Raw genomic sequence first — 25,607 nt, 5'->3', positions numbered from 1 at the left:
AGACAGTTTATCCACTTTCTTTACCCTAGTAGGATCCCTCCAACGTCAGATTACCTGACATATCATCCATTCTTGTAGGGGTTCTAAAATGCCAGTAGTCAATATTCAGATGTTCGAGGGCCGTGACGACGCTAAACCTGCAATTGCTAAAGCGGTAACCGACGCTATCGCCACACACGCAAAAGTTGATCCGCAGTATGTGTATGTCATTTTCAATGACGTAACGACAGACAACTGGGCAATTTCCGGTGAACTCTTTTCCGAAACGCTTAAAAAGTTGAGCTGATAGTTACGGTTATAAACGACGGGCCAGAAGCCCGTCGTTTGGGTTTGTAGAGAATGGGTGCTCATAGATCTGCACGCTTACAACCAACGGGCGGGAGCAGGCCCCCGCCGTTGGGTTGCCTTACCGTTCGGATTCGTAGGCCAAAATGGCCGCAACCTCCGTGTTGCCCGATCGAATACGCAGCTCGCAAAGTTTGCTGCGCGTTATCCATACCAACAAGATAACCGTGGTACAGATAATGACCAGTTTTACGATATCTCCTCTGTTTGGCATCATGCCTCCTTATCCTTGCCTCGCGGCGAGTAAGAAGCTAACCTAACGTTGTGGAGCGTTAGAGTTGGCCTCGGGTTGATATTATCGACTCGGGGCTTTTCTCTTTGTACCTTTCGTATTGGCTCCAGATACAAAGATCCAGAGCACCCATCCGCAGTATATTCATCTCACCAGCCCGACCAGCGGCCGTTTCACCCCTAATTTTCAACTTTGCGCAGTGCCACGCAATGCATTGTAACGGCCTGAAAAAACAGCGCTCAATGACCGTGGCAATATTGCTGAATGTGTAGGCCGAACTAACCTGAACGGGCATAGCAGGATGAATGTGTGAGCAGACTCAAACAACGAACCGTCAGCCCGCCGTTTGAATTTGTAAGAGATGGGTGCTCATAGATCTGCACGCTTACAACCAACGGGCGGGAGCAGGCCCCCGCCGTTGGGTTGCCTTACCGTTCGGATTCGTAGGCCAAAATGGCCGCAACCTCCGTGTTGCCCGATCGAATACGCAGCTCGCAAAGTTTGCTGCGCGTTATCCATACCAACAAGATAACCGTGGTACAGATAATGACCAGTTTTACGATATCTCCTCTGTTTGGCATCATGCCTCCTTATCCTTGCCTCTCGGCAGATAAGAAGCTAACCTAACGTTGTTCGGCGTTAGAGTTGGCCTCGGGTTGATATTATCGACTCGGGGCTTTTCTCTTTGTACCTTTCGCTCAGGCTCCAGATACAAAGATCCAGAGCACCCATCCGCAGTATATTCACCTCTCCAGCCCGACCAGCGGCCGTTTTACCCCTAATTTTCAACTTTGCGCAGTGCCACGCAATGCTTTGCAACTGCCTGAAAAACCAAGGGCCCAGCAATGCTGAGCCCTTGGTGGCAATGGTGGTAACCCAAGATAGTCTACGAAGTTTGCTTACGCAGCAGATAGACAAAGTACGGCGCGCCAATAAAGGTCGCCAGCAGCCCTGCGGGGATTTGGTAAGGGAACATCACCATTCGGCCACACCAGTCCGCAAACACCATCAGCAGGCCGCCTAGCAGTGCAGCAATCACCATCTGCGGCAGCGCCCGGCGGAATCCCAACATGCGGGCCATATGCGGTGCCATCAGGCCAATAAAACTCAGCGGCCCGACGGTTAACGTCGCCATCGCCGTCAGCGTTGCCGCCAGCAGCAAAATGCTCAGCCGGGTCGGCGTCAGGGCAATCCCTACGGAACGTGCTGTAGCGCCGCCCAACGGCAGAATTGTCAGCCAACGTCTACACAGCGGGGCCAAGACAATCAACACGCCAGCAATCGCCGCCGTACGTATTGCCTGCGGAGCATCCACCGAGTAGGTAGAGCCGGAGAGCCACACCAACAGCCCTCCCATGCGGGGATCGCCACTGGCCAACAGCAGGAAAATGGTCGTACTAAAGGCGGTGCTGAGGGCGATACCCGCCAACAGCATGCGTTCGGTAGAGAATCCGCCACGTCCAGCCGCAATCATGATGATCAACAGCGTAGCCGCCGCCCCCAGACTCCCGGCGGGTAACAACCACATAAAAGCATCACCAGGGACGATAAACAGCATCATCACCACGCCGAAAGCCGCGCCGGAACTGATCCCCAGCACTTCCGGGCTGGACATCGGGTTACCGGTCAGTTTCTGGATCAGCGTTCCGGCTACCGCCAGCATCATCCCGGCCGCCAGGGCTGAAACCACTCGTGGCCAGCGCCAAGGCATCAGCGCCTGTAATTCACTGCCTACGCTCCAGTGCCAGCCGTGGGGGTTTTGCCCAAACATCAGCGCCACCGCAATCCCGGCCAATAGTAAAACGCTCCCCAGCAGGATCCATATCGGTAAGCGGCCACGTTCGACAGGCACTTTGTCGCCCAAATCCATCGGCGGCGGGGTTGCGCTGCTGCGTAAGCGTGGTAACAACCAAAGCAGCAACGGCGCACCAATCAGCGCCGTCGCCGCGCCGGTCGGGATTTCACGCCACACCAGCGTCAGCCAGATCATCACCTGATCGGTCAACCACAGCAGCAATGCCCCCAATAGCGGAGCCAACATCATGCGGTGGGCCAGACGGCGAGCTCCCAGCATCTTGGCCATCAACGGGGCAAATAGGCCGATAAAACCGATCACGCCGACCGCATTGACCAACATGGCGCTGAACACAATCGCCACCGCCAACGCCGCAAAGCGCGACATTGCCAGGCCCAGGCCCAGATTACGTGCCACGCCGTCATCCAGCCCTAACAGCGTTAATGGGCGGATCAATAACGCAGCCAGCACGGCAACCAGCAGCAAGCGCGGCAGGATAAACTGCACGGTCCCCCAATCCTGCTGATTTAGTGCACCGGTGCTCCACAGGAACAAGCCTTGCAGCTGATCGTAATTGAACAACGCCAGCAGACTATTGACTGCCCCGCAGTACAGCCCAAGTACCAGACCGGCCAGGATTAACGTCACAGGCGACATCCGTTTTCCCCAGGCAACGCCGAACACCAGCCCACCGACCACAATGGCACCGACCATCGCCGCCAGCTGTCGGGTCAATTCGCCCCCAGGCAGCATCCACAACGTGGCAATCGTCAAGCCTAGCTGAGCCCCGGCAGCCACGCCAAGCGTGGCAGGTTCCGCCAAAGGATTACGTAATACCTGCTGGAACAGTACGCCGACCAATCCCAACCCTGCTCCCACCAGTAACGACACCGACAGGCGTGGCAACAGGCTGTAGTGGAACAGCATCTGATCGACATTGTCGATGTCTGGTTGTACCAAAGCCTGCGACCACTGCCCCCACGGCAGTTGATGCAGCAGGTTGAAGAACGTCAGGCCACCCGCCGCTGCCAGCAGTAACAGGATCAGCGCTATCGGCAAGATATGCAGGCGTGCACTCATGAGCGAGCCTCCTGCGCCTGCTCCAGCAAGCGGCAAAAACGCATGGCCGAAAGCGTAGCCCCGTAGAACCACACCGCTGGCACCTGCCGCAGTTGGCCCTGGCGGATAAACGGCAAGGCCTGCCACAGCGGCGTCTTACTGACTTTATCCATCATGGCTTGATTACCGTGATCGAGATAAATCGCGCGCGCATTTTTTATTGTCGCCAGGCGTTCGATCCCCACCACCGAGGTCCCCCAGAAGTTGGTTTCCCCCTGCCAGGCGTTCTCAATGCCTAGCTGATCCATCACTTCCTGAAACAGGCTCTTCTGGCCAATCACCAACACATGCCGAGGATCGAGCAAAGAAAACAGCAGCAGCGGCTGTTGCCGATACCCCGCCAGGCGGTTACGCGCCTCCAGCATGAAAGCATCAAACTGTTGCAGATGCTGGGTAGCCCGCGCCTCCAGACCTATCCGCTGTGCCAATTGCAGCAACGAGTTTTTGCCCACGGTGAGCGGCTTACCGCTGCCGTCGTTAAAGCCAAACTCCATGGTCGGGCCGATAGGCTGCAGTTTTTGTGGCGAAGGGCCATAGCCTTTGGAAAGCAGGATCAGAGAAGGTTTGATCTGTTGCAACAGCTCCAGATTGGGTTCGGTACGTTGACCGACGTCGATCACCGAGTCCGGCAACCGAGGATCTTGTACCCACAGGTTGTAGTTGTGGATATCGGCAACCGCCTGCGGCATCACGCCCAGTGCGATCAGCAGCTCGACCGGTAGCCACTCCAATGCCGCGATCCGGGTGATATCGGGCAAGCCTGTCGCACGCGACGGTAAAGAGAACAACAGAGGCGATAATGCCATCGCCGTTAATAAACGCCGGCGCAGCGGGTCATGATGAAAATCGGCAGAGGTAGGCATTAATACACGAAGCTCACTGGTGCACCGCCACTTGGATGCGGCAATATGCCCATCGGGATGCCGTAGATCTGTTCCAACACCGGCCCTTGCATCAGTTCGAGCGATGACCCCTGGGCAATCATTTCGCCGCCGCGTAACGCCACCAGATGGTCGCAATAACGAGCCGCCATGTTGATGTCATGCAGCACTGCAATCACCGTCAGGCCGCGTTCATGGCTCAGGCGTTGGATCAACGCCAGCACTTCAACCTGATGGGCAATATCCAACGCCGAGGTCGGTTCATCCAGCAACAAACAACGGCTATCCTGCGCGACCATCATCGCCAGCCAGGCCCGTTGGCGTTCGCCACCGGAGAGGCTGTCTACCAGGCGGTTGGCAAAGGGTTTCAGCCCCACCAATCCGATCGCCTCTTCCACCAGCTCGCGATCGCCAGCCTTGAAACGGCCTAACGCACCGTGCCACGGGTAGCGGCCGATGGCGACCAGTTCGCGCACCGTCATCCCTTCCGCTGCGGGCAATTGCTGCGGCAAATAGGCCACTTGGCGAGCAAAGGCTTTGCTATCCCATTGGCCCAGCGGTTGCCCATTAAGCAATGCCTGGCCAGAGGTAGGATTTTGGTGACGACCAAGGATTTTCAGCAGCGTGGATTTGCCGGAGCCATTATGACCAATCAATCCACACACTTTGCCTTGAGGAAAGGCCAATGACAGCGGCTGTAACAGCACCCGCCCTGGCACGGCAAAGCTCACGCGGTCGAGCTGGAAAGTAGCATCGCGATTAAGGTGTTTATCCTGCATAGGCCCTGCTTGGCAGGGAGCGACCAAAGGCCGCCCCCATTAGCCGATTAGAAACTGAAGGTTGCCGTGGCGACCACTTGACGTTCTGCACCCCAGAAACAGCCATAGGTGGCGAAACAGCTAGAGACATACTCTTTATCAAACAGATTGTTAACGTTAAGCGCTACGGAAGAACCTGGCAGGTTGAAGCGCGCCAAATCATACTTGACCACGGTATTCCACACGGTGTAATCCGGCACTTTGAAGGTGTTGGCTTCGTCACCATAGGTCGAGCCGGTATAACGCACACCCGCGCCCAGCGTCAGACCACTCAATGCCGTTTCGTGGAAGGTATAATCTCCCCACAGCGAGGCCATATGCTTAGGAATGATCGCCGGCGTATTGCCTTTGTTGGTGGTGTCTGCAGTGTATTCAGCATCGGTATAGGTATAAGACGCCAGCAGGTTGACGTTAGCCGTCAGTGCCGCTTTGCCTTCCAACTCTACGCCGCGAGAGCGGATCTCCCCGGTTTGCTGCTGGAACCAACCTTTATCGGCATGCTCAACATCCGTGACCAGGTTATTTGACTTGGTCAGTTGATAGAGGGCAATGGTGGCTGAGACAGGGCGATCTTTTGGCATGTACTTCACACCAGCTTCATACTGTTCGCCTTTGGAAGGCACAAAGGCCTTGCCGTCAAAACCTGCGCCCACGTTCGGCTCGAAGGATTGTGCGTAGCTGACATATGGCGAGATGCCGTTGTCGAACAGATAGTTCAGACCGATGCGATTGGTAGACTGGTGGTCTTTCTGCTCACTGTAGGGGATCGTAGCCGCTTCAGTGCGATCCTCAACGGTGCTTTTTGCCCAGTCATAACGCGTACCGGCTGTCAGGATCCACTGGTTCCACTCGGCCTGTTCCTGCAGGTAAATACCCACCTGCCGTTGGCCATTGACCTTACTAGTTGGGTTTAACGCTCCCTTGGTATAATTTCCAAACTGCGGGTTGGCTAGATCCAGTGGACTCGCCACACCCCAGCCGCCCTGAATATCGTTACTCATGCGCATAAAATCTACGCCAGCCAGCAACGTATGATCCACGCGGCCAGTAGCAAACTTGGCCTGGCCCTGGGTATCGACGCTGAAGTTATTCAGACGCTCATCCGAAGCGATATAGTTACGGTTGAGGGTCGTATTGTCTGCATTGACCCCGGTGCCATAGATATTGTTCTGGTTGGTATGCAACTGCATATAACGCAGGTTCTGGCGTACGGTCCAGGTATCATCGAAATCATGGGAGAAGCTGTAACCAAACATGCGCGTCTGGCGCGAATAGAAGTTACTCTTTTCACCTTCGTTGAAGCTGGTTGGCAGCTTGCCATAAGGCGCGTTAACCACCGTTCCCTGCATCGGTAACCAGCCGTAGTAGCCGAGGTTAGGATCGTTTTGCAGGTAAGAATACAGCGTCAGGTTGGTATGCTCATCGGGCTGCCAACTGAATGAAGGCGCAATGGTATAGCGTTTTTCCTTGGCCATCTCCTGCTGAGCGTCAGCGTCTTTGGCCAACCCGGTCAGGCGGAAGGAATACTTGCCGTCATCATCCAATGCATTACTGAAATCAAAGCCAGTCTGGAACAGGTTATCTGTACCCATTTTAAATTGGATTTCTTTCAGCGGTTCCGTGGTTGGGCGCTTGCTGATCAGCGAGATAATTCCACCCGGGCTGCTTTTACCGTAAAGCACGGAAGAAGGCCCGCGCAGCACTTCGGCCCGCTCGAGGAAATAAGGATCGATTACGGCTTCGTTAAAATAGTCGCCTTGCAGCTTCAATCCGTCCAGATAGATATTCTGGTTGACCGAGCCAAAACCACGAATATAAACCGCATCATAGACGTTGGAGCTGCCGCGGCTGCCCACCATCACACCGGGGGTGAAGCCTAACGCTTCTTTCACCGAGGAAGGCTGCATAACGTCCATTTGTTCACGCGTGACCACCGATACCGATTGAGGGGTCTTCACTAGCGGCGTATCCGTTTTGGTGCCGGTCGCGCTGCGTTTCGCCACGATGGTGCCAACTGGGCCCCAGGCGCTTTCCTGTGAAGCACCACCGTTGCCGCCCCCTACCACCGTAATAGTATCGGCATCTGCGGCAGCCGTCGTCTGAGCAGCAACCGCAGGCAAGGTTAGCGTAGCCGCGATCGTGGCAGCCAAAACGCTTACGGGGAACAAGCCAGATCTGGCTGGTGATGAGGGATGACGCTTGGTCGGCATGTCTGGTTTCTCTGATGTAGTTTGATAACGAATGTGAACGATAATAATTATTATAAGCGCGGCATTTTATGCAGAAGGCTAACGGAACTGCAAGCGTATTTCGGCCGTAAAAAGGCTATGGGATTGGCGCGGTAACCGCATTAACAGAGTGGAAATAAAACCGACAACAAAAAAAGGAAAGCCCGTAACAGAACGCTACGGGCTTGATAACGAGGTAAAATCAAATGATAAATATGCTTAACATAACGGCTGTGGTTTATTTGCCAAACATATCTTTTATCCAGCCAGCAACGCCGTCGGCATCTTTCTGTTCGCCAGCTTGCTGCTGCTGAGTTTGTTGCTGCTCGGCCTGGCTTGCCTGGCATAGCCCCTGCGGGTTTTCAGTCCAAACCGGGATGGTGCGCCAACTGCTGCCACTACAGATAAAGTTACCGGCAGAATCAATACCCATCTGGCTAATGCCTTCCGGTTGTTGCAGCTTCAGCACCAGCGGCGTCTGGTTTTCCAGATAGCGTCGATACAGCGTCAAGGCGCCGTTGGCACCGGTCAGCTTGGCCGGGCCGTTATTGTCACGCCCTACCCAGGCAATCGCCACTTCCTTACCGTCGATACCGGCAAACCAGCTGTCACGCAGATCGTTAGTGGTACCGGTTTTAGCGGCCAGGTTGTAATTAGGGAACTTGACCGACAGCGAACGGGACGTCCCGCGTGCCACACCCTGCTGCATAGCGTACAGCGTCAGGTAAGCCGCCTGTGCTGGTACCATACGTTCCGCCTGCGGGAAGCTCTGATACAACACTGTACCGTCTTCCGCAATCACCGAACGCACGGCAGACAGCGGCGCACGGTTACCCCCGCTGGCGATGGTCTGGTATTCCTGTGCCACTTCCATCGGCGTCAGGCCAATGGCCCCCAGCAACATGGAAGGCATTGGAGTAATCGCCGATTTAGGAATACCCAGTTTTTGCAGGGTAGCGCTGATCTGATCCAGCCCCACCGACATCCCCAGGTTGACCGTTGGCACGTTGAGCGAGTTGGCCAACGCATCCACCAGCATCACTCGGCCACGGAACTGACGATCGTAGTTATTCGGCTGCCACGAACTGCCATTAGACAGTTTGATCGACAGCGGCTGATCGGCCAGCCAGGTATTGAGCCGATACTTATCCGGTTCCGACAGCGCGGTCAGATAGGTTGGTGGCTTGGCCAGTGACCCTACCAGACGGCGCGCCTGCAGCGCACGGTTAAAGCCGGCAAACTGAGGATCGGCACCGCCCACCATGGCACGAACCTCTCCGGTAAAGCGATCGACAATCACCATCGCCGCTTCCAGATCGTTCAGGTGACGCGCAGCACGCAGCGCCGGGATACCGTCTTCCACCGCCTTCTCGGCCGCATCCTGTGAAACCGGATCCAGCGTAGTGAAGATCTTCACGCCGGAAAGATCGTTAACCTTGTCACCCAGCTTGGCCTGCAACTCCTGACGCACCAGTTGCATAAACGCAGGCTGCGGTGAAATCACCCCACCTTTCGGTTGTACACCCAGCGGGCGAGCACTCAGCATGTTGTACAGCTCAGCGTCGATCACCCCCTGGTTCTGTAACAGCTTGAGCACCAGGTTACGACGCTCCAGCGCCAGCGTTGGGTTACGCCAAGGGTTATACAGCGAGGCCCCTTTCACCATGCCCACCAGCAGCGCCTGCTGATCCAGACTCAGTTCATCGACTGGGCGACCAAAGTAGTACAGGCTGGCCAACGGGAAGCCACGGATCTGATCGCTACCGCTCTGGCCGAGATACACCTCGTTCAGATAAAGCTCCAGAATACGGTCTTTGCTATAACGGTAATCCACCAGCAAAGCCATGTAGGCTTCGTTGACCTTACGCCACAGCGAACGCTCGTTGGTCAGGAACAGGTTTTTTACCAGTTGCTGAGTCAAGGTACTGCCGCCCTGCACCGCACGCCCGGCTGTCAGGTTGGCCACCACGGCACGGCCAATGGAGTAAAAGCTGATACCATCATGCTCGTAGAAATGGCGGTCTTCGGTAGCGATTAGCGTGTCGACCAGCAGATCAGGGAAACCAGAGCGCGGCACAAACAGGCGTTGCTCGCCATTCGGCGATTGCAGCATGGTGATCAGGCGCGGATCGAGGCGGAAGAAGCCAAAGTTACGCTGATTTTCCATGTTGACGATTTTCGCCAGGCCATTGTTTTGGAAATCGAGGCGAGCGTGGATCTGGCCTTCTTTGCCATCCGGGAAATCAAACGGGCGGCGCAGCATCTCGATGCTGTTGGCCTGCACGGTAAACTCTCCAGGCCGGGTCATGCGGCTGACCTGGCGATATTGCATCCCTTCCAGCAGGGCAACCATTTCTTTCTTGCTGTAAGGCATACCCGGCTCAAGGTTGACCATGCGGCCATACACCGCCGCCGGTAGCTGCCAGACTTTGCCATCGATGCGGCTACGGATCTGGGAATCCAGATAAACTCCGTAGATCGCCAGCAGCACCGCAATCACCAGGAACAGTTTTATCAGCAGGCCGAGCCAACGGCGCTTTTTACGCGGCGACTTCGCTTTTACCTTGGGCGGCATGCGTTGTTCCTCTTCGTCGTCATCGTACTCATCATCGTCATACTCATCCTGATACTCGTCTTCTTCATAATCGTCGTCACGCTGACGACGCGCCGGTTTACGCGGCACATTACGTTTTGGTTGTTTGCCTTTGCGCCCGATGGGCTCGCGGTCATCCCCAGCCATTGCGGTTCTTCTCCACGCTTGCAGCACTCTATACCCTATGGATTTCAAGCTGTAGCCAGGCGACAAGCTATCTCATCCCCAGGAGCTTACTTTTGGGTAAGTGACTGGGCTGTGATAGCGCAGGTAACAACGCTGCAGCTTGAAAGACGACGGGTCCGTTATTTTGTCGCTTAATCTGTCCCTAAGCCATCTGGCTGAACAGAAGAAACATCTGAATTCGTTACTGGTATTTCTTGGTGCGCCGGGTGGGGGCGGTATTGGCCGGGTCGTCTGGCCATACGTGCTTGGGATAGCGCCCCTTCATTTCCTTTTGCACCTCGCGGTACGCCCCTTGCCAGAAAGCGGCCAGATCGCCGGTGATCTGCAATGGCCGGTGCGCCGGAGAGAGTAACTCAAGCACCACCGGGATGCGACCCTCAGCCAACGTTGGGCTATGCTGTTCACCAAACATCTCCTGTAAACGCACCGCCAATACCGGCGGTTTATCGGCATCGTAGCGGATTGGTAAACGACTGCCGGTCGGCACAGCATAATGAGTTGGCAGGGCATTATCCAGCCGTTGCTTTTGCTGCCAGTTCAACCGGCGGGCCAAGGCTTCAGCGATATTGACCTGCTTTAATCCGCGCAGATCGCGTACACCGCTCAATGACGGCAGCAACCAGCTTTCCAGGGAGTCGAGCAACGTCTCGTCATCCACTGGCGGCCACTCGGCCTCTGGCAACCAACGCTGGGCACAGTGTAAACGCAGGCGCAACTGTTCGGCAGCGGTATCCCAATCAAGCACGGCCAATCCCTGGGCGCGGACCCAGTTTATCAGTGCCTGTTGCAGTTCCTCTTCCGCCGGTTTGGCCAGCGGTTGAGCCCGCAGCGTTAAGCGGCCTATCTGTTGGCGCTTCCAGGCCCGCAGGGTGCCCTTTTCTTCATCCCACTCGACGGCGGTCTGGCTGCTGACAATCTCAGGCAACCGAGCCACCAGCGCATCAATTTCGATCGGTAACGCCAGCAGGATACGGGCATCCGGGCTGTTATGGCCTTGCAGCAGGCTGGGAATAATCAACCAGGGAGCCCTGGAGAGCGCTTCGTCCTGATCCATCGCCGCGCCCAGGCCATTGGCCAACAGATAGCGGCCATCCTGTCCACGCCGTTGGGCGATACGATCGGCAAATGCCTGCGCCAGCAAAGGGGCGGCCAGACCAACGTCAATCTGTCCGCTTTTTTGCGGTAAGCGCTTACTTAATTGGTTTGCCCGGCGCTGCCAATGCGGCTGTGGGCGGCTCAGCCAATAGCCGATATCCATCTGCCCGCTGCGTGGCGGTTCCTCCAGCAGGGCAGCCAACATCGCCGCCGTGGCTACTCCATCGGCTCCCATCTTGGCACCGGCACACAGCATGGCCGCCAGTCTGGGTTCGCACCCCAACCCGGCCATTTGGCGACCAATGGCTGTGAGCTTCTCGCCGTCATCGATAGCTGCCAGGGTATGTAATAAACGGCGAGCAGCAGCTAATGCCGCCAACGGTGGCCGATCGATCCAGGTAAGTTGATCCACCTCCACACAGCCCCATTGCAGCAGCTCTAGCCAGAAGCTGGCCAGATCGCTTTGCAGGATCTCCGGTTCCGCATGTTCCGCAGCGCGCTCCGCCTGCTCTTTGGCAAACAGATGCCAGCAAATTCCGGGTTCCAAGCGCCCGGCACGCCCGGCGCGCTGGATCATCGAAGCCTGGCTGATGCGCTGGGTGACCAATCGCGTCAGGCCATTACGGACGTCATAACGCGCTACTCGCTCCAGCCCGCTGTCGACGACCAGGCGGATGCCTTCAATGGTCAAGCTGGTTTCGGCAATATTGGTCGCCAACACCACTTTACGCCGCCCGTGCTGCGCCGGTTGGATCGCCTTTTGCTGCTGTGTCAGCGGCAATGCGCCATACAGCGGACAGAGATCGGTATCCGCTGGCACCTCGCCAATGAGCCGTTCCTGCACGCGGTTAATCTCCGCCACGCCAGGTAGAAATAACAACAGCGAACCTGATTGCTCAGCCAATAGGCGCTTTACCGCCGAGGCAACACCATCCTCCAACCGCTGGTGACTAGGTAATGGCTGGTACTGCCGTTCAACCGGGTAGCTTCGTCCTTCTGACACCACCACCGGCGCTTGCGGCAGCAGTTGTGACAAGCGCGCATTATCCAGCGTCGCCGACATGATCAGCAGTTTCAGATCGTCACGCAGGCCCTGTTGCACATCCAGCAGCAAGGCTAAAGCCAGATCGGCCTGTAAACTGCGCTCGTGGAATTCATCAAGAATAATCAACGAGACGCCCTGCAGTTCAGCGTCCTGCTGCAACATGCGGGTGAGAATGCCTTCGGTCACCACCTCCAGCCGCGTCTGCGGCCCGCTTTTGCTCTCGGCACGCATGCGATAGCCCACGGTCTGGCCCGGTTCTTCACCCAGCTGTTGCGCCAAGCGATACGCGACGTTTTTTGCCGCCAGCCGCCGTGGTTCCAGCATGATGATACGCCCCGGCAGCCCAGCTTTTGCCAGGATCTGCAACGGCAGCCAGGTGGATTTCCCGGCACCGGTGGGGGCATGCAACAACACCTGCGGGGCAGATTGCAGTGCGGCAAGCAGCTCATCAAGAACCGCGCTGATGGGCAATGAGGACACAAAACTCTCCCTGGGGTAGTTAATGGACGGCGCACATTGTAGCATTACGCCCCGTGTTTCATTGATATTCCGGGGTTCCATGTCCAGTTCGCGCCGCCTGTTCTTTGCCTTGTCGCTACCCGATGCCTTGCAGCAGCAGGTGATCCGCTGGCGTGCCGAGGCATTTAAACCCGAAGATGGCCGCCCGGTAGCCGCCGCCAATCTGCATCTGACGCTGGCCTTTCTCGGCGAGGTCAGCGCACAGAAAGAACAGGCACTAAAAACGCAGGCAGGGCGTATCGCACAGACGGGTTTTAGCCTCAATCTGGACGATCTTGGCCACTGGCCGTGCCCCGGAGTGGTGTGGCTGGGCAGCAAACGCCCCCCACGCGCGCTGTTGCAGTTGGCGGAGTTGTTGCGTTCGCAAGCGGCCCGCAGCGGTTGTTATCAAAGCCCGTTGCCGTTTCATCCCCATATCACGTTATTGCGGGCTGCAACCCAACCGGTCGCTATTCCTCCTGGCACGCCGGGTTGGCCGTTCAACGCCAGCCATTTCTCTCTCTACCAATCGTCGTTTGAACAGGGCCGCACCCGCTATCACGAATTAGAGCAGTGGCCACTCGGCCCACAGGATAAATCATGATCTTTGACCCACCGCTAAAACCGGCCACGCTCATCAAGCGCTACAAACGTTTTCTGGCCGATGTGATCACCCCTGAAGGCGAAACCTTTACCCTGCACTGCGCCAACACCGGCGCCATGACCGGCTGTGCTTCGCCAGGGGACACTGTGTGGTACTCCACTTCGGATAACGCCAAACGCAAATATGCCCACAGTTGGGAGCTGACGCATACCCAGGCAGGCGACTGGATCTGCGTCAACACCCTGCGGGCCAACACTCTGGTTCGTGAAGCCATTGAGCAGAATATAATCAGTGAATTATCCGGTTACAGTAAAATCACCGGCGAAGTGAAATATGGCGGCGAAAACAGCCGTATCGATTTGTTATTACAGGCAGAAAACCGGGTTGACTGCTATATTGAAGTTAAGTCAGTCACACTATTGCAACATCAACAGGGCTACTTCCCTGATGCCGTAACGCTGAGAGGGCAGAAGCATCTGCGTGAGTTGCAAAACGTGGTTGAACAAGGGCAGCGGGCGGTGCTGTTCTTTGCCGTGTTACACAGCGGCATCGATCGGGTCACCCCAGCAAATCATATAGATGAGCATTATGCGGTGCTACTAGCGCAGGTTCAGCAGTTGGGAGTAGAAGTTGTTTGTTACGGGGCAAAATTATCACCTGACGGTATCTCGCTAAGCGCTAAGTTACCGTTTTTTATTGGCTAGCGGTGCCGGGCACAAATAAATCGACAACCGGATATTGCGTCGCCAAATACGCCTTCCTTCACACCATTGTCAAGCAGGCGACAGGAATAATTGCCATCCCTCTTCCCTTCTGTTATTTATAGCGGCCTGTTTTTCCCCCGTATTGGGGATTCGACATACCCTACTAGCATTAAAGGGTATAGTGCGTGTGTATGTAGGAGAAGCAATATGCAAGAAGGGCAAACCCGTAAAACCTCGTCCTTGAGCATTCTCGCCATCGCTGGGGTGGAGCCGTATCAAGAGAAACCGGGCGAAGAGTACATGAACGACGCCCAGTTGACGCATTTCAGGCGCATCCTTGAAGCATGGCGCAACCAACTCAGGGACGAAGTCGATCGTACCGTGTCGCATATGCAAGAAGAGGCAGCTAACTTCCCCGATCCGGCAGACCGTGCCACTCAGGAAGAAGAGTTCAGCCTCGAACTGCGTAACCGTGACCGCGAGCGCAAACTGATCAAAAAGATCGAGAAAACGCTGAAGAAAGTTGAAGACGATGATTTCGGCTTCTGCGAGTCTTGCGGCGTGGAGATTGGCATTCGTCGCCTTGAAGCGCGTCCGACTGCCGATTTGTGCATCGACTGCAAGACGTTGGCCGAAATCCGCGAAAAGCAGATGGCCGGCTAAGCAGTTGTTACCTCCTGCGGCGCGTGCCAATAACGCGCGCCGCATAGAGTTAAGGGAAGTAATCCCTTCAGATATGCTAGCAAGTCACTATGTGGGGCGCTTTGCCCCATCGCCTTCCGGGGATCTGCATTTCGGTTCGCTGATTGCCGCTCTGGGAAGCTACCTCCAGGCTCGTGCTCAACGCGGGCAATGGCTGGTACGTATTGAAGATATCGACCCTCCGCGCGAAGTCGCCGGAGCTGCCGGGCGTATCTTATCCGCACTCGAACACTATGGTCTCCACTGGGACGGCCAGGTCATCTATCAATCCCAACGCTCTGAAGCTTACCGTGCGACCCTTGATTGGCTACAACGCCAGGATCTCAGCTATTACTGCACCTGTACCCGCAGCCGCATCCAGCAGATCGGCGGTTTGTATGATGGCCATTGCCGCCAGTTACGGCTTGGCCCGCAGGGTGCCGCGATCCGCTTACGTCAATCAAACCCGGTATATGCCTTCCACGATCGGTTGCAGGGCGAGCTTCGGGCCGATCCAGCGCTGGCACAGGAAGATTTCATCATCCGCCGCCGCGATGGCCTGTTTGCCTACAATCTGGCGGTGGTGATCGACGATCATTTTCAAGGCGTGACCGAAATCGTCCGCGGTGCCGACCTGATCGAACCCACAGTGCGCCAGATTGCGCTGTATCAGCAACTACAGGCACCGGTTCCCGCCTATGTGCATTTGCCACTGGCGCTGGGGAACAACGGCATTAAACTGTCAAAGCAAAATCACGCCCCTGCGCTGCCCACTGGCGATCCACGGCCAGTACTGGTTGCTGCCCTGAAGTTTCTGCACCAACCGCTGCCGGAAAACTGGCAAGATCTTGATCTGCCGTTATTATTGAGCTGGGCGGTTGAGCATTGGCGGTTGGCAAATGTGCCACGTCAGCAAGCGATCCCGCAGTGTGAAAACACAACGGCATTCTCAAAACAGCTGGGGTAAGCTATGATTAGCCGCTATTTTTTTGTTAGCGCCATTTTTATCCGTCACTATCGAGGTGTACCATTTTTACCCGAGTAGCCAATTTCTGCCGTAAGGTACTAATCCGCGATGACAAGTTGACCCGCGAAGATGCGCCGGCCAGCGATAAAAACCAAGTCCGCGAAGAAAGCGCGCCTGCAGAACCGTTAGCAACAACGCCACCGCGCTCAACCGAGAGCGGCAGAGAGACACCTGCCCGCCGTCCAGCGCCGCGTAAACGCCCGCCATTTGTAGCCGCAGAGGGAACGCGCTCAATGACCGTTATCCCCCGCGATCAACATGCGATCTCGCGCAAAGATATCAGCGAAAACGCGCTGAAAGTGCTGTATCGCCTGAATAAATCCGGTTACGAAGCCTATCTGGTCGGCGGCGGTGTACGCGATCTGTTGCTCGGCAGAAAGCCGAAAGATTTCGACATTACTACCAACGCCACCCCAGAGCAGGTGCGTAAACTGTTCCGCAACTGCCGCCTGGTCGGCCGCCGTTTCAGGCTGGCGCACGTGATGTTCGGGCCGGAAATCATCGAAGTCGCCACCTTCCGTGGCCACCACGAACAGAGTCAGGAATCTGACAAGAACTCCTCCCAGCAGGCCCAGAACGGCATGCTGCTGCGCGATAACATCTTCGGTACCATCGAAGACGATGCCCAGCGCCGCGATTTCACCATCAACAGCCTGTATTACGGCGTAGCCGACTTTGCCCTGCGTGATTACGTCGGTGGCATGCGCGATCTGCAACAGGGCGTGATCCGCCTGATCGGCGATCCGGAAACCCGCTACCGTGAAGATCCGGTGCGTATGCTGCGCGCAGTGCGCTTTGCCGCCAAGTTGGACATGACCATCAGCGAAGAAACCGCCGAGCCTATTCCACGCCTGGCCTCGCTGCTGCACGAAATTCCACCTGCACGCCTGTTTGAAGAGGCGCTGAAGCTGCTGCAAACGGGTTACGGTTACCAGACCTACCTGAAGCTGTGTGAATATCAGCTGTTCCAGCCGCTGTTCCCATTGATCGCGCGCAACTTCACGCCGAATCACGACACGCCGATGGAGCGCATTCTGGAGCAGGTATTGAAAAATACCGATCACCGCCTGCAAAACGACAAGCGTGTCAACCCGGCGTTCCTGTTTGCCGCCATGCTGTGGTACCCACTGCTGGAGCACGCACAGAAACTGGCGCAGGAAAGCGGCCTGGCCTATTACGACGCCTTTGCGCTGGCCATGAACGACGTGCTGGACGAAGAGTGCCGTTCACTGGCAATCCCCAAACGAATCACTACACTGGTACGTGACATCTGGCAACTGCAGTTACGCCTGTCCCGTCGTCAGGGCAAGCGTGCGCACAAGCTGATGGAACATCCTAAATTCCGTGCGGCGTATGATTTGCTGGCACTGCGTGCCGAAGTGGAAAACAACCCGGAGATGCTGCGTCTTGCCGAATGGTGGGATGAGTTCCAGGTGGCCACCGCGGCCCGCCAGAAAAACATGTTGAGCACGCTAGGCGAAGATCCAGCACCGCGTCGGGCTCGTCAACGCCGCCCACGCCGCAGGTCTCCAAATAACGAAGGAGCATAATGATCCGCGTTTATATCGCGCTGGGTAGCAATCTGGCGCAACCTTTGCAACAGGTGAATACCGCGTTGGAGGCGTTGGAGCATATTCCACGCACCCGTCTGATCGCTTGTTCGCCGCTGTACCGTACCAAACCGCTGGGGCCACAGAATCAGCCGGATTATCTCAACGCGGTGGTGGCACTGGATACCCAGTTGCCACCGGAACAGCTACTCGATCACACCCAGGCGATAGAACGTAATCAGGGCCGAGTGCGCAAAGATGAACGCTGGGGCCCTCGCACGCTGGATCTGGATATGATGCTGTACGGCGATCTGGTGATCGACACCGATCGTCTCACGGTGCCCCATTATGGCCTGAAACAACGTGAATTTATGCTCTACCCGCTGGCGGATATCGCTCCGGATCTGGTCTTCCCAGATGGTGAAACGCTGGCAGAGTGCCTGCAACGTGTGCCAAAAAACGGCATGACGCTGTGGCATCAGCCCAAGGCTTGAATACCGCTCCCAGACAAGGTTATCGTTGCGATAAACCCACCCTCCTGCCGATTGGCAAAGCTAACACGTAGCCCATGCAGGCTGGCAATCCGCTGCACAATAGACAAGCCCAGCCCGCTTCCCGTCTGTTCTTGCCCCGGTGGGCGATAAAAGCGCTCCCCCAGTCTTTCCAGATGCTCAGCCGTGACGCCAGGACCATCGTCCTCCACCGTCAGTTGCCGCTGGCTAAGCGTGACCGTAACCGTGCCACCGGCCGGAGTGTAACGTACCGCATTGTCCACCAGATTGCGTACCAACAGCGATAACAGCAGCGGCTGGCCCGATAATGCAGGAGGTTCGCCCTGCTGCTGGTAACGCAGTGTGATCCCGGAGGTATGCGCCTGTCGATCCAGCTCCGCCAGGGTCATCGGCACCCATTGGCACCAGTCGACCAAGGCCAGATCCTGCAAATCGGCGAGCGAGTCCAGCCGGGACAAGGTGAGCAGTTGATCCACCAGGCGCGTGGCTCGATCGATACCCACCGTCAGGTTGTTCACCGCATGTTCACGCATGGACACATCGTCTCCCGCCAGTTGCACCACCTCAGTCTGCACCCTCAATGCGGCCAACGGGCTACGCAACTCATGAGCAGCATCCGAAGTAAACCGACGCTCACGCACCAACAGGCTATTAATGCGCGTAAACAACGTATTGAGCGCCTCGACCAGCGGACGTACCTCGCTAGGTACCTGGTGTACATTCAGCGGCGTAGCGTCGTCTGGGGCTCGTTTACGCAGGCTGGCGGCCACCTCACGCAGCGGTCTTAGCTCGCGGCCTACCATCAGGGCAATCAACAACATCAGGATCGGCAACGTCACCAGCCAGGGCAGCAACTGCCCCATCACCAACCCCAACGCCATATCATGTCGATAATCCCATTCCTGGCCGACCACAATACGGTAACGGCCATCCGGGCTGGTGAGCCATAGCAACCGCCAGCTGTCGCTATCTCCTTTGCGGAGACCATCGACAAACCCTTGCCGCTCGCCGTCAAACTGAAAATCCTCACCGTTCTCACCGTCATTGAGCAGCATGCGTCCATCGTGGGAAAAGATGGCGAACGCCAACGCATCATCGTCCTGCTCTCCGCGTTTACCGTGGTTCAGCATTTTCTTGGTTTTTGGCAGACTGCGCACTTGCTGATTAGCCAGTAAATCCCCCAGATCGGCCGTCGCCAGCCGTTTGGCAAACAGCATCTGTTGGGTGTCGAACACTTCGTTGATATTGTGGCGCGTCATCATCCACGCCACCACGCTGGCAGAGCACCAGGTCAGCAATGCCAGCAGGCTGAAGATCAGGATCAGCCGCAACCGCAAACTCAATGACTTCATGGCTCATCCCCCAGCGTGTAGCCCACGCCATGTACGGTGCGGATAAAGCCGTTACCCAGCTTGCGCCGCAGATGATGGATATGGACCTCAACCGCGTTACTGCTCACGTCATCATCCCAGTTATACAGTTTTTCCTGGATCAGCGGCCGTGCCAGCACGCGCCCCTTGTTGTGCAGAAACAATTCCAGCACCGCCAGTTCGCGTGGGGTCAGCGTTACGGGTTCACCGTTGCAGCTCACGCTGCGCGATGCGGCATCAAACACCAGGTTGCCATGGACCAGTTGGGGCGTCAGTTGCCCATGGCGGCGACGGATCAACGCCTGTAAACGCGCGGCAACCTCCGTCAGGGCAAAAGGCTTGCACAGGTAATCGTCGGCTCCGCTTTGCAAGCCGCTGACACGCTGTTCCAGTGCGTCACGCGCTGTCAGGATCAGCACCGGTACATCTTGTCCGGCCTGACGCCACTGGCGCAGCAAATCCAACCCGTCCAACCCCGGCAAGCTGAGATCGAGGATCACCGCATCATAAGGAGCGCTATCCAGAGCGTTCTTTCCGATGATGCCATCGGTGAACCAGTCGAGGTTAAACCCCAGCTTGGTCAAGCCCGCCTTGATGCCATCACCGATCAGTTTGTCGTCTTCAATCAACAGAATTCTCATGGGCTCTCCCTCTAGACAGACCATTACATCATAAGCTTCTTAAGAACATCTTAACCATCAGCATCGGAGCTACCCACCCCTGAAGGGTTACAGTAGAATGACAGCACTTTTTACCACCGTGCTACAAATCCAGGCCGCGCGGTTACTGCAGGAGACGTTGTGATGAAACCTACCACCCTGAGCCATTTACGCCAGTGGAAGCAGGAGCAGCGCAAGTTTGCGACTATTACCGCCTACGATGCCAGCTTTGCCCAGCTGTTTGAAGAACAAGGTATTAAAGTATTGCTGGTCGGCGACTCGCTGGGAATGACGCTGCAAGGGCATGACTCAACGCTGCCGGTAACCGTGGCCGACGTGGCTTACCATACCCGCGCGGTACGCCGTGGGGCACCAGCCAGCCTGCTGTTGGCCGACCTGCCTTTCATGAGTTACGCCACGCCAGAGCAAGCCTGCCAAAGCGCGGCCGAGGTGATGCGCGCTGGGGCCAACATGGTCAAAATAGAAGGCGGCAGTTGGCTCTGCGAAACGGTGAAAATGCTCACGGAGCGCGCCGTCCCCGTCTGTGGCCATCTGGGCCTCACGCCACAATCCGTCAACGTGTTTGGCGGCTACAAGGTGCAGGGGCGCGATGAGTTGGCGGCCAAGCAACTGCTGATCGACGCCCAGAATCTGGAGCTGGCCGGTATGCAGTTGCTGGTGCTGGAGTGCGTACCAACCGAACTGGCCCGCCAGGTTACCGAAGCCTTGTCGATCCCGGTGATCGGTATTGGTGCCGGCAATGCTACCGATGGCCAGATCCTGGTGATGCATGACGCCTTGGGGATCACCGGCGGCCATACCCCTAAATTTGCCAAAAACTTTCTGGCGCAGGGCGGCGATATTCGCGGTGCCGTGCAGCTGTATATTCGGGAAGTCGAGCAAGGTATTTATCCCGACGAAGAGCACTCGTTCAACTGAGTGACCGGCCACGATTGATAGCTAACTAGCTTATCCCTCAACACCGAGGAGTTATGGAATGGTAATTATCGAAACCCTGCCACTGCTGCGCCAACAGATCCGCCGCTGGCGGCAAGAGGGCAAGCGCGTTGCGCTGGTGCCCACCATGGGCAATCTGCATGAAGGCCATATGACGCTGGTGGAAGAAGCCCGCGCCCGTGCCGACGTGGTGGTAGTGAGCATTTTCGTTAACCCGCTGCAGTTCGAACGTGCAGACGATCTGGAGCGCTATCCGCGCACCTTGCAGGAAGACTGTGAAAAGCTCAATCGCCGTAATGTCGAGTTGATCTTCGCCCCTGCCCCGGCCGAAATTTACCCCAAAGGGCTGGAAGAACACACCAGCGTTGATGTACCGGTGATCTCCACCATGTTGGAAGGCGCCAGCCGCCCGGGCCACTTCCGTGGAGTCTCCACCATCGTCAGCAAACTGTTCAATCTGATCCAGCCGGACCTGGCCTGCTTTGGCGAGAAGGATTATCAGCAGTTGGCGTTGATCCGCAAGATGGTGACGGATATGGGCTATGACATTGATATCGTTGGCGTGCCGACGGTGCGGGCCAAAGACGGGCTGGCGCTAAGCTCTCGCAACGGTTATCTCACCGCAGAAGAACGCAAGGTCGCACCGCAGTTGAGCAAAATCATGAACGCCCTGGCGGAGCAGCTAGGCAACGGTGAACGCCACGTGGAAGAGCTGCTGGCACAGACAGCCGAGAAGTTGCGCGAGGCAGGTTTCACCCCAGACGAGCTGTTTATTCGCGATGCCGACACGCTGCAACCGCTGGGCGTAGAAAGCCGCCGGGCCGTGGTGCTGATGGCCGCCTGGTTGGGTAAAGCCCGCCTGATCGATAATCAGCAAGTCGATCTGACGCAGTAAGCCATTTGTTGTACAGTCGTTGCCGTTTTTACCCGGTTGGCGGTAGACTGATCGGGTTTTCGGTGACGATAAATATTGCAAGGAAGCAGCTCTTCTTCAGCCGCCTGAAAAGGCCGATATTCAGTTAGGTAACGCTATGATACGTACTATGTTGCAAGGCAAGCTGCATCGGGTGAAAGTGACTCAGGCTGACCTGCACTACGAAGGCTCCTGCGCCATTGACCAGGATTTTCTGGAAGCCGCCGGGATCCTGGAATATGAAGCGATCGATATTTACAACGTGGATAACGGCCAACGTTTCTCCACCTATGCCATCGCCGCCGAACGCGGTTCGCGCATTATCTCGGTCAACGGTGCGGCCGCCCGCTGTGCCTGCGTAGGTGACAAACTGATCATCTGTTCTTACGTGCAGATGAGCGATGCCGATGCCCGCCAGCACCACCCCAAAGTCGCCTACTTTGAAGGTGACAACCACCTGCAACGCAAGGCGAAAGCCGTCCCCGTTCAGGTTGCCTAAAAAAATCGGGCGCTTTCAGCGCCCGTCTTCTCTCTATTCCGTTACCGTCACACCCGGCAATGCACCAGACTTGTTGGCTATCCGCTCCGCCATGGTGGGGATGGAGTCGGTGCGCAGGATATACAGCCGTTTCAAGGTATAGGGGTTATCGCCCGGCTTAACTTTGCCCTGCACCGTGGTCACCGCCATATGAAGCCCGGCATCTTTTGCCGCCTGGATCGCCTTTTGGTTATAACCACCAAACGGATAGGAAAGGTACAGCACATGCGGATTAAACTGCTCCAACGCCCGTCTTGAGTGCTCAAAATCGAATTCGATGTTATGCAGCGAACGGCTGAGCAGGATCGGCTGGCGGTTGCCATCGGTGCGATGCAGGAAATGGGTATGCGACTGAATATCAAACACATCCTGGATCGTTTTCAGCTCCGAAATGCTCATAAACTGCAACGAATCCGGGTTCCATTTTTGCGGATGACGTTTGATGCGTGAAGAGATGATAAACGCCGTCGCGCGGAAACCGTAATCCTTCAGTACCGGATACGCGTAGCGATATACCGATTTCAACCCGTCATCAAAGGTCAGCACCACTACTTTGCCCGGCAGGTTGATTTGATTATTCAGGTAGGCTTCCAGCTGGTACATCGAGATGGTGTCATAACCCGTCTGCTTCAAATAGGTCATCTGGTTGCTGAAGGCCACGTCCGAGGTGGTCGTCGACGTATTACGGAAACGTTTGTTCTCTTCGTTTTTCAGCAGATGGTGATAAGTCAGCACCGGAATGCCGTTGTCGACCTCACAGTCCAATTCGCTGATAAATCCCAGACGATCGCCGATATTGACTTCGTACCAGGTGTTATTGAGCCGATCTTTCAGCTTGCCGATAATCGGATAGCGCAGGTTCTCTTCCAGTACGCCAAAGATTTCACTTTTGTTATCCGCCGCCGTGTAGACGTTAATTGCGCGCTGGGTGATCAGGTTCTGATTGGTCAACGGCTTGTTCAACTCCCCCAGATCGTCCTTCACCTTACGGGTCTTGCTGATGGCGCGAACGTCGTCTTTATCGATAAAGCCGGTGCCGTAGCCGAACTTAAGCTCGTAATATTCCGCGTCCGCCGGGAACATCTGGATCAGTTGTCCTTTTTTCACTTCACCGACCGGGATCACATGCTCACCGATCAACGAATAAACCTCGCTGTTACGCTGCACTTCCATGTATTGGGCTTGAACAGCGCTGTCTTCTGACAGCAAATCCGCCAACGCTACAGGTGCCAACAACGACATAACAATGCCGAGTAGTCCTGCTGTTATCTTATGTTGAGGCTGCATGATTTGTTCTGCTTACGAGTGCGTCATGAAAAAATGAAGAAAATGTGGATTTCCAGCATAGCACGATTTAAATCGCCGGGAGAAAGGGCTTATTGCCTTAAATTTATAGATTTAGCTGATGTGTGTGCCAAATCAATAAACTCCCTCCCCCGACAACAGGGGAGGGAAATCACATCAGGAACGCAAACCGCGGCCACGCTCAATGAGATACCAGGCCAACCCGTAGAACACCGCAATGAATGCCACCAGCACCAGCATGGTCAGCGCTAACGGCACGTCGGAAATGCCCAGGAAACCGAAGCGGAAACCGCTGATCATATAGACGATCGGGTTCAGTTTGGAGACCGCCTGCCAGAACGGAGGTAACAGCGTCAGCGAGTAAAATACCCCGCCCAGATAGGTCAGCGGCGTCAGCACAAAGGTCGGGATCAGGCTGATATCGTCGAACGTGTTGGCAAAGACCGCATTAAGTAAACCGCCTAGCGAGAACAGGATCGCTGTCAGCAGCAGCGTTACCGCGATCACCCACCAGGAATGGACCACCAGGGGAACGAAGAACAGCGAGATCACCGTCACCAGGATCCCCACACAGATACCCCGCGCCACGCCACCGCCAACATAACCGGCAATGACAACATGCGTTGGCACCGGTGCCACCAGCAACTCTTCAATATTACGCTGGAACTTGGCGCTGAAAAACGACGCTGCCACGTTGGCGTAGGAGTTGGTAATCACCGCCATCATGATCAGGCCCGGTACGATAAACTGCATATAATCAAAACCGTGCATCTCACCAATACGCGACCCAATCAGGTTGCCAAAGATGATGAAATACAGGGTCATGGTGATCACTGGCGGTACCAGCGTCTGGATCCAGATGCGGGCAAAGCGGTTGATCTCTTTAGCCCATATGCTTTTCAAGGCCACCCAATACAAATGCATCATGCTTGCTCTCCACTGCCGTTCACCAGGTTGACGAACAGCTCTTCCAGCCGGTTGGCCTTGTTACGCATACTCAGGACCTGGATCCCCTGCGCGCTCAGTTGGGTGAACAGACCGTTCAGACCTTGCTCACGCATCACTTCTACTTCCAGCGTGGAGGTGTCCGTCAGACGGCTGTGGTAACCCTCAAGATGGGGCAATGGGCTTTTCGCCGCCAGATCCAGGATGAAGGTTTCGGACTTCAGTTTGGCCAACAGCCCCTTCATTGAGGTGTTTTCTACCAGCTCACCGTTCTGGATGATGCCGATATTGCGGCACAGCATTTCGGCTTCCTCCAGATAGTGCGTGGTCAGGATAATGGTAGTGCCCTGGGCGTTCAGCTCTTTGAGGAAGCCCCACATCGAACGACGCAGCTCGATATCTACCCCGGCAGTCGGTTCGTCGAGGATCAACAGTTTGGGCTGATGCATCAGCGCACGGGCAATCATCAGGCGACGTTTCATCCCGCCAGACAGCATACGCGCCCGCTCGTTACGTTTCCCCCAGAGATCGAGCTGATTGAGATACTTCTCTGCCCGTGCCATCGCCTCGCGGCGTTCTACGCCATAGTAACCCGCCTGGTTGACCACAATCTGCAGCACGGTTTCAAACGGGTTAAAGTTGAACTCTTGCGGCACCAGCCCGAGCTGGCGCTTGGCGTTAACGATATCCTTATCGATATCGTAACCAAACACCCGCACCGTGCCCGCCGTCTTGTTGACCAGCGAACTGATAATGCCGATGGTGGTGGATTTCCCGGCGCCGTTTGGCCCCAGCAGGGCATAAAAGTCCCCCGCCTCCACGTTCAGATCGATGCCGCGCAATGCCTTGACCCCACCGGCGTAGGTTTTGGTCAGCTGCGCTATTTCCAGTGCATAATTCATAAGTTATGAGAGTACCTTGTGATGGAGTTGGCTGCCGAACTTGTCTAAGAGGGAGTTTATCATCAGCGGCCCGATTACCGAGTTGAATCCGTGCGCATATCTATT

23 protein-coding genes are annotated in these 25,607 nt (G+C 56.1%); 10 read left to right on the top strand and 13 right to left on the bottom strand.

Annotated elements, in window-relative coordinates; translation table 11 throughout:
• The first annotated feature begins 88 nt into the window (after window positions 1-88).
• Complete coding sequence (locus tag N6G83_RS49925) at window positions 89-286, top strand: tautomerase family protein (RefSeq protein ID WP_065684517.1); 198 nt, start codon at window positions 89-91, stop codon at window positions 284-286.
• Window positions 287-406: 120 nt separating this feature from the next.
• On the opposite strand, the gene N6G83_RS49920 is transcribed toward N6G83_RS49925, so the two are convergent.
• From N6G83_RS49920 to hrpB, 8 genes are all read right to left on the bottom strand, one after another.
• Entirely contained in the window at window positions 407-562 is a 156-nt protein-coding gene (locus N6G83_RS49920) for a Hok/Gef family protein (RefSeq protein WP_080673338.1), read from the bottom strand.
• 443 nt (window positions 563-1,005) lie between these two features.
• On the bottom strand, window positions 1,006-1,161 hold the full coding sequence (locus N6G83_RS49915) for a Hok/Gef family protein (protein WP_080673338.1): 156 nt from the start codon (window positions 1,159-1,161) through the stop codon (window positions 1,006-1,008).
• Window positions 1,162-1,463: 302 nt separating this feature from the next.
• Window positions 1,464-3,452 carry a Fe(3+)-hydroxamate ABC transporter permease FhuB gene (gene fhuB, locus N6G83_RS49910; RefSeq protein ID WP_024528309.1) on the bottom strand — a complete coding sequence of 663 codons (1,989 nt, stop codon included), beginning with the start codon at window positions 3,450-3,452 and terminating at the stop codon, window positions 1,464-1,466.
• Window positions 3,449-4,354, bottom strand: coding sequence for a Fe(3+)-hydroxamate ABC transporter substrate-binding protein FhuD (gene fhuD / locus N6G83_RS49905; RefSeq protein WP_211135022.1), 906 nt, complete (start codon window positions 4,352-4,354; stop codon window positions 3,449-3,451). Before fhuD ends, fhuB begins: the two co-directional genes overlap by 4 nt.
• Entirely contained in the window at window positions 4,354-5,151 is a 798-nt protein-coding gene (gene fhuC, locus N6G83_RS49900) for a Fe3+-hydroxamate ABC transporter ATP-binding protein FhuC (protein WP_024484359.1), read from the bottom strand. Before fhuC ends, fhuD begins: the two co-directional genes overlap by 1 nt.
• Window positions 5,152-5,198: 47 nt before the next feature.
• Window positions 5,199-7,400, bottom strand: a complete 2,202-nt coding sequence (gene fhuA / locus N6G83_RS49895; RefSeq protein WP_024528311.1) for a ferrichrome porin FhuA — start codon at window positions 7,398-7,400, stop codon at window positions 5,199-5,201.
• Between the two features lie 256 nt (window positions 7,401-7,656).
• On the bottom strand, window positions 7,657-10,158 hold the full coding sequence (mrcB, locus tag N6G83_RS49890; RefSeq protein WP_024528312.1) for a bifunctional glycosyl transferase/transpeptidase: 2,502 nt from the start codon (window positions 10,156-10,158) through the stop codon (window positions 7,657-7,659).
• Between the two features lie 220 nt (window positions 10,159-10,378).
• Window positions 10,379-12,862, bottom strand: a complete 2,484-nt coding sequence (hrpB, locus tag N6G83_RS49885; protein WP_211135030.1) for an ATP-dependent helicase HrpB — start codon at window positions 12,860-12,862, stop codon at window positions 10,379-10,381.
• A 34-nt stretch (window positions 12,863-12,896) separates the two neighbouring features.
• Here hrpB and thpR point away from each other — a divergent pair, with 34 nt between their 5' ends.
• The 6 genes from thpR to folK all read left to right on the top strand — a co-directional run bounded on the left by thpR (window position 12,897) and on the right by folK (window position 17,895).
• A complete protein-coding gene (gene thpR / locus N6G83_RS49880) occupies window positions 12,897-13,439 on the top strand; it encodes an RNA 2',3'-cyclic phosphodiesterase (RefSeq protein WP_211135032.1) in 543 nt (180 codons plus the stop codon).
• Complete coding sequence (sfsA, locus tag N6G83_RS49875) at window positions 13,436-14,143, top strand: DNA/RNA nuclease SfsA (protein ID WP_211135034.1); 708 nt, start codon at window positions 13,436-13,438, stop codon at window positions 14,141-14,143. The genes thpR and sfsA overlap by 4 nt, the downstream gene beginning before the upstream one ends.
• A 207-nt stretch (window positions 14,144-14,350) precedes the next feature.
• Complete coding sequence (gene dksA / locus N6G83_RS49870; protein WP_021179742.1) at window positions 14,351-14,806, top strand: RNA polymerase-binding protein DksA; 456 nt, start codon at window positions 14,351-14,353, stop codon at window positions 14,804-14,806.
• Window positions 14,807-14,879: 73 nt separating this feature from the next.
• Window positions 14,880-15,791: a tRNA glutamyl-Q(34) synthetase GluQRS gene (gluQRS, locus tag N6G83_RS49865; RefSeq protein WP_211135036.1), complete on the top strand. Its 912-nt coding sequence runs from the start codon at window positions 14,880-14,882 to the stop codon at window positions 15,789-15,791.
• A 293-nt stretch (window positions 15,792-16,084) separates the two neighbouring features.
• On the top strand, window positions 16,085-17,401 hold the full coding sequence (pcnB, locus tag N6G83_RS49860) for a polynucleotide adenylyltransferase PcnB (protein ID WP_233169600.1): 1,317 nt from the start codon (window positions 16,085-16,087) through the stop codon (window positions 17,399-17,401).
• Complete coding sequence (folK, locus tag N6G83_RS49855) at window positions 17,401-17,895, top strand: 2-amino-4-hydroxy-6-hydroxymethyldihydropteridine diphosphokinase (RefSeq protein ID WP_024528318.1); 495 nt, start codon at window positions 17,401-17,403, stop codon at window positions 17,893-17,895. Before pcnB ends, folK begins: the two co-directional genes overlap by 1 nt.
• On the opposite strand, the gene qseC is transcribed toward folK, so the two are convergent.
• Both qseC and qseB read right to left on the bottom strand, forming a co-directional pair.
• Complete coding sequence (gene qseC / locus N6G83_RS49850; RefSeq protein WP_211135038.1) at window positions 17,880-19,265, bottom strand: quorum sensing histidine kinase QseC; 1,386 nt, start codon at window positions 19,263-19,265, stop codon at window positions 17,880-17,882. The genes folK and qseC overlap by 16 nt on opposite strands.
• The gene (gene qseB / locus N6G83_RS49845; protein ID WP_199063329.1) at window positions 19,262-19,924 is read right to left on the bottom strand and encodes a quorum sensing response regulator transcription factor QseB; all 663 of its coding nucleotides are present in this window, start codon (window positions 19,922-19,924) and stop codon (window positions 19,262-19,264) included. The genes qseC and qseB overlap by 4 nt, the downstream gene beginning before the upstream one ends.
• 162 nt (window positions 19,925-20,086) lie before the next feature.
• Between qseB and panB the strand changes: the two genes are divergently transcribed.
• From panB to panD, 3 genes are all read left to right on the top strand, one after another.
• Window positions 20,087-20,881, top strand: coding sequence for a 3-methyl-2-oxobutanoate hydroxymethyltransferase (gene panB, locus N6G83_RS49840; RefSeq protein WP_024528320.1), 795 nt, complete (start codon window positions 20,087-20,089; stop codon window positions 20,879-20,881).
• A 58-nt stretch (window positions 20,882-20,939) separates the two neighbouring features.
• Window positions 20,940-21,794: a pantoate--beta-alanine ligase gene (panC, locus tag N6G83_RS49835; protein WP_074029654.1), complete on the top strand. Its 855-nt coding sequence runs from the start codon at window positions 20,940-20,942 to the stop codon at window positions 21,792-21,794.
• 136 nt (window positions 21,795-21,930) lie between these two features.
• Window positions 21,931-22,311, top strand: coding sequence for an aspartate 1-decarboxylase (gene panD / locus N6G83_RS49830; RefSeq protein ID WP_024484346.1), 381 nt, complete (start codon window positions 21,931-21,933; stop codon window positions 22,309-22,311).
• Between the two features lie 33 nt (window positions 22,312-22,344).
• Here panD and N6G83_RS49825 read toward each other — a convergent pair whose 3' ends face one another.
• The 3 genes from N6G83_RS49825 to N6G83_RS49815 all read right to left on the bottom strand — a co-directional run bounded on the left by N6G83_RS49825 (window position 22,345) and on the right by N6G83_RS49815 (window position 25,502).
• Complete coding sequence (locus N6G83_RS49825; RefSeq protein ID WP_024528322.1) at window positions 22,345-23,637, bottom strand: polysaccharide deacetylase family protein; 1,293 nt, start codon at window positions 23,635-23,637, stop codon at window positions 22,345-22,347.
• A 174-nt stretch (window positions 23,638-23,811) separates the two neighbouring features.
• Window positions 23,812-24,582: an ABC transporter permease gene (locus tag N6G83_RS49820; protein ID WP_024484344.1), complete on the bottom strand. Its 771-nt coding sequence runs from the start codon at window positions 24,580-24,582 to the stop codon at window positions 23,812-23,814.
• A complete protein-coding gene (locus N6G83_RS49815) occupies window positions 24,579-25,502 on the bottom strand; it encodes an ABC transporter ATP-binding protein (protein WP_024528323.1) in 924 nt (307 codons plus the stop codon). The genes N6G83_RS49820 and N6G83_RS49815 overlap by 4 nt, the downstream gene beginning before the upstream one ends.
• Between the last annotated feature and the right edge of the window lie 105 nt (window positions 25,503-25,607).

The organism is Serratia sp. PL7 (assembly GCF_945957435.1).
Note: the sequence above shows the minus strand (reverse complement) of the source record. Positions and strands in the feature narration are given on the sequence as shown.

Coding starts and splice junctions, on each gene's coding strand:
- N6G83_RS49925 (WP_065684517.1), top strand. CDS start 89: ATGCCAGTAGTCAATATTCAGATGTTCGAGGGCCGTGACGACGCTAAA.
- N6G83_RS49920 (WP_080673338.1), bottom strand. CDS start 562: ATGATGCCAAACAGAGGAGATATCGTAAAACTGGTCATTATCTGTACC.
- N6G83_RS49915 (WP_080673338.1), bottom strand. CDS start 1,161: ATGATGCCAAACAGAGGAGATATCGTAAAACTGGTCATTATCTGTACC.
- fhuB (WP_024528309.1), bottom strand. CDS start 3,452: ATGAGTGCACGCCTGCATATCTTGCCGATAGCGCTGATCCTGTTACTG.
- fhuD (WP_211135022.1), bottom strand. CDS start 4,354: ATGCCTACCTCTGCCGATTTTCATCATGACCCGCTGCGCCGGCGTTTA.
- fhuC (WP_024484359.1), bottom strand. CDS start 5,151: ATGCAGGATAAACACCTTAATCGCGATGCTACTTTCCAGCTCGACCGC.
- fhuA (WP_024528311.1), bottom strand. CDS start 7,400: ATGCCGACCAAGCGTCATCCCTCATCACCAGCCAGATCTGGCTTGTTC.
- mrcB (WP_024528312.1), bottom strand. CDS start 10,158: ATGGCTGGGGATGACCGCGAGCCCATCGGGCGCAAAGGCAAACAACCA.
- hrpB (WP_211135030.1), bottom strand. CDS start 12,862: ATGCTACAATGTGCGCCGTCCATTAACTACCCCAGGGAGAGTTTTGTG.
- thpR (WP_211135032.1), top strand. CDS start 12,897: ATGTCCAGTTCGCGCCGCCTGTTCTTTGCCTTGTCGCTACCCGATGCC.
- sfsA (WP_211135034.1), top strand. CDS start 13,436: ATGATCTTTGACCCACCGCTAAAACCGGCCACGCTCATCAAGCGCTAC.
- dksA (WP_021179742.1), top strand. CDS start 14,351: ATGCAAGAAGGGCAAACCCGTAAAACCTCGTCCTTGAGCATTCTCGCC.
- gluQRS (WP_211135036.1), top strand. CDS start 14,880: ATGCTAGCAAGTCACTATGTGGGGCGCTTTGCCCCATCGCCTTCCGGG.
- pcnB (WP_233169600.1), top strand. CDS start 16,085: ATGACCGTTATCCCCCGCGATCAACATGCGATCTCGCGCAAAGATATC.
- folK (WP_024528318.1), top strand. CDS start 17,401: ATGATCCGCGTTTATATCGCGCTGGGTAGCAATCTGGCGCAACCTTTG.
- qseC (WP_211135038.1), bottom strand. CDS start 19,265: ATGAAGTCATTGAGTTTGCGGTTGCGGCTGATCCTGATCTTCAGCCTG.
- qseB (WP_199063329.1), bottom strand. CDS start 19,924: ATGAGAATTCTGTTGATTGAAGACGACAAACTGATCGGTGATGGCATC.
- panB (WP_024528320.1), top strand. CDS start 20,087: ATGAAACCTACCACCCTGAGCCATTTACGCCAGTGGAAGCAGGAGCAG.
- panC (WP_074029654.1), top strand. CDS start 20,940: ATGGTAATTATCGAAACCCTGCCACTGCTGCGCCAACAGATCCGCCGC.
- panD (WP_024484346.1), top strand. CDS start 21,931: ATGATACGTACTATGTTGCAAGGCAAGCTGCATCGGGTGAAAGTGACT.
- N6G83_RS49825 (WP_024528322.1), bottom strand. CDS start 23,637: ATGCAGCCTCAACATAAGATAACAGCAGGACTACTCGGCATTGTTATG.
- N6G83_RS49820 (WP_024484344.1), bottom strand. CDS start 24,582: ATGATGCATTTGTATTGGGTGGCCTTGAAAAGCATATGGGCTAAAGAG.
- N6G83_RS49815 (WP_024528323.1), bottom strand. CDS start 25,502: ATGAATTATGCACTGGAAATAGCGCAGCTGACCAAAACCTACGCCGGT.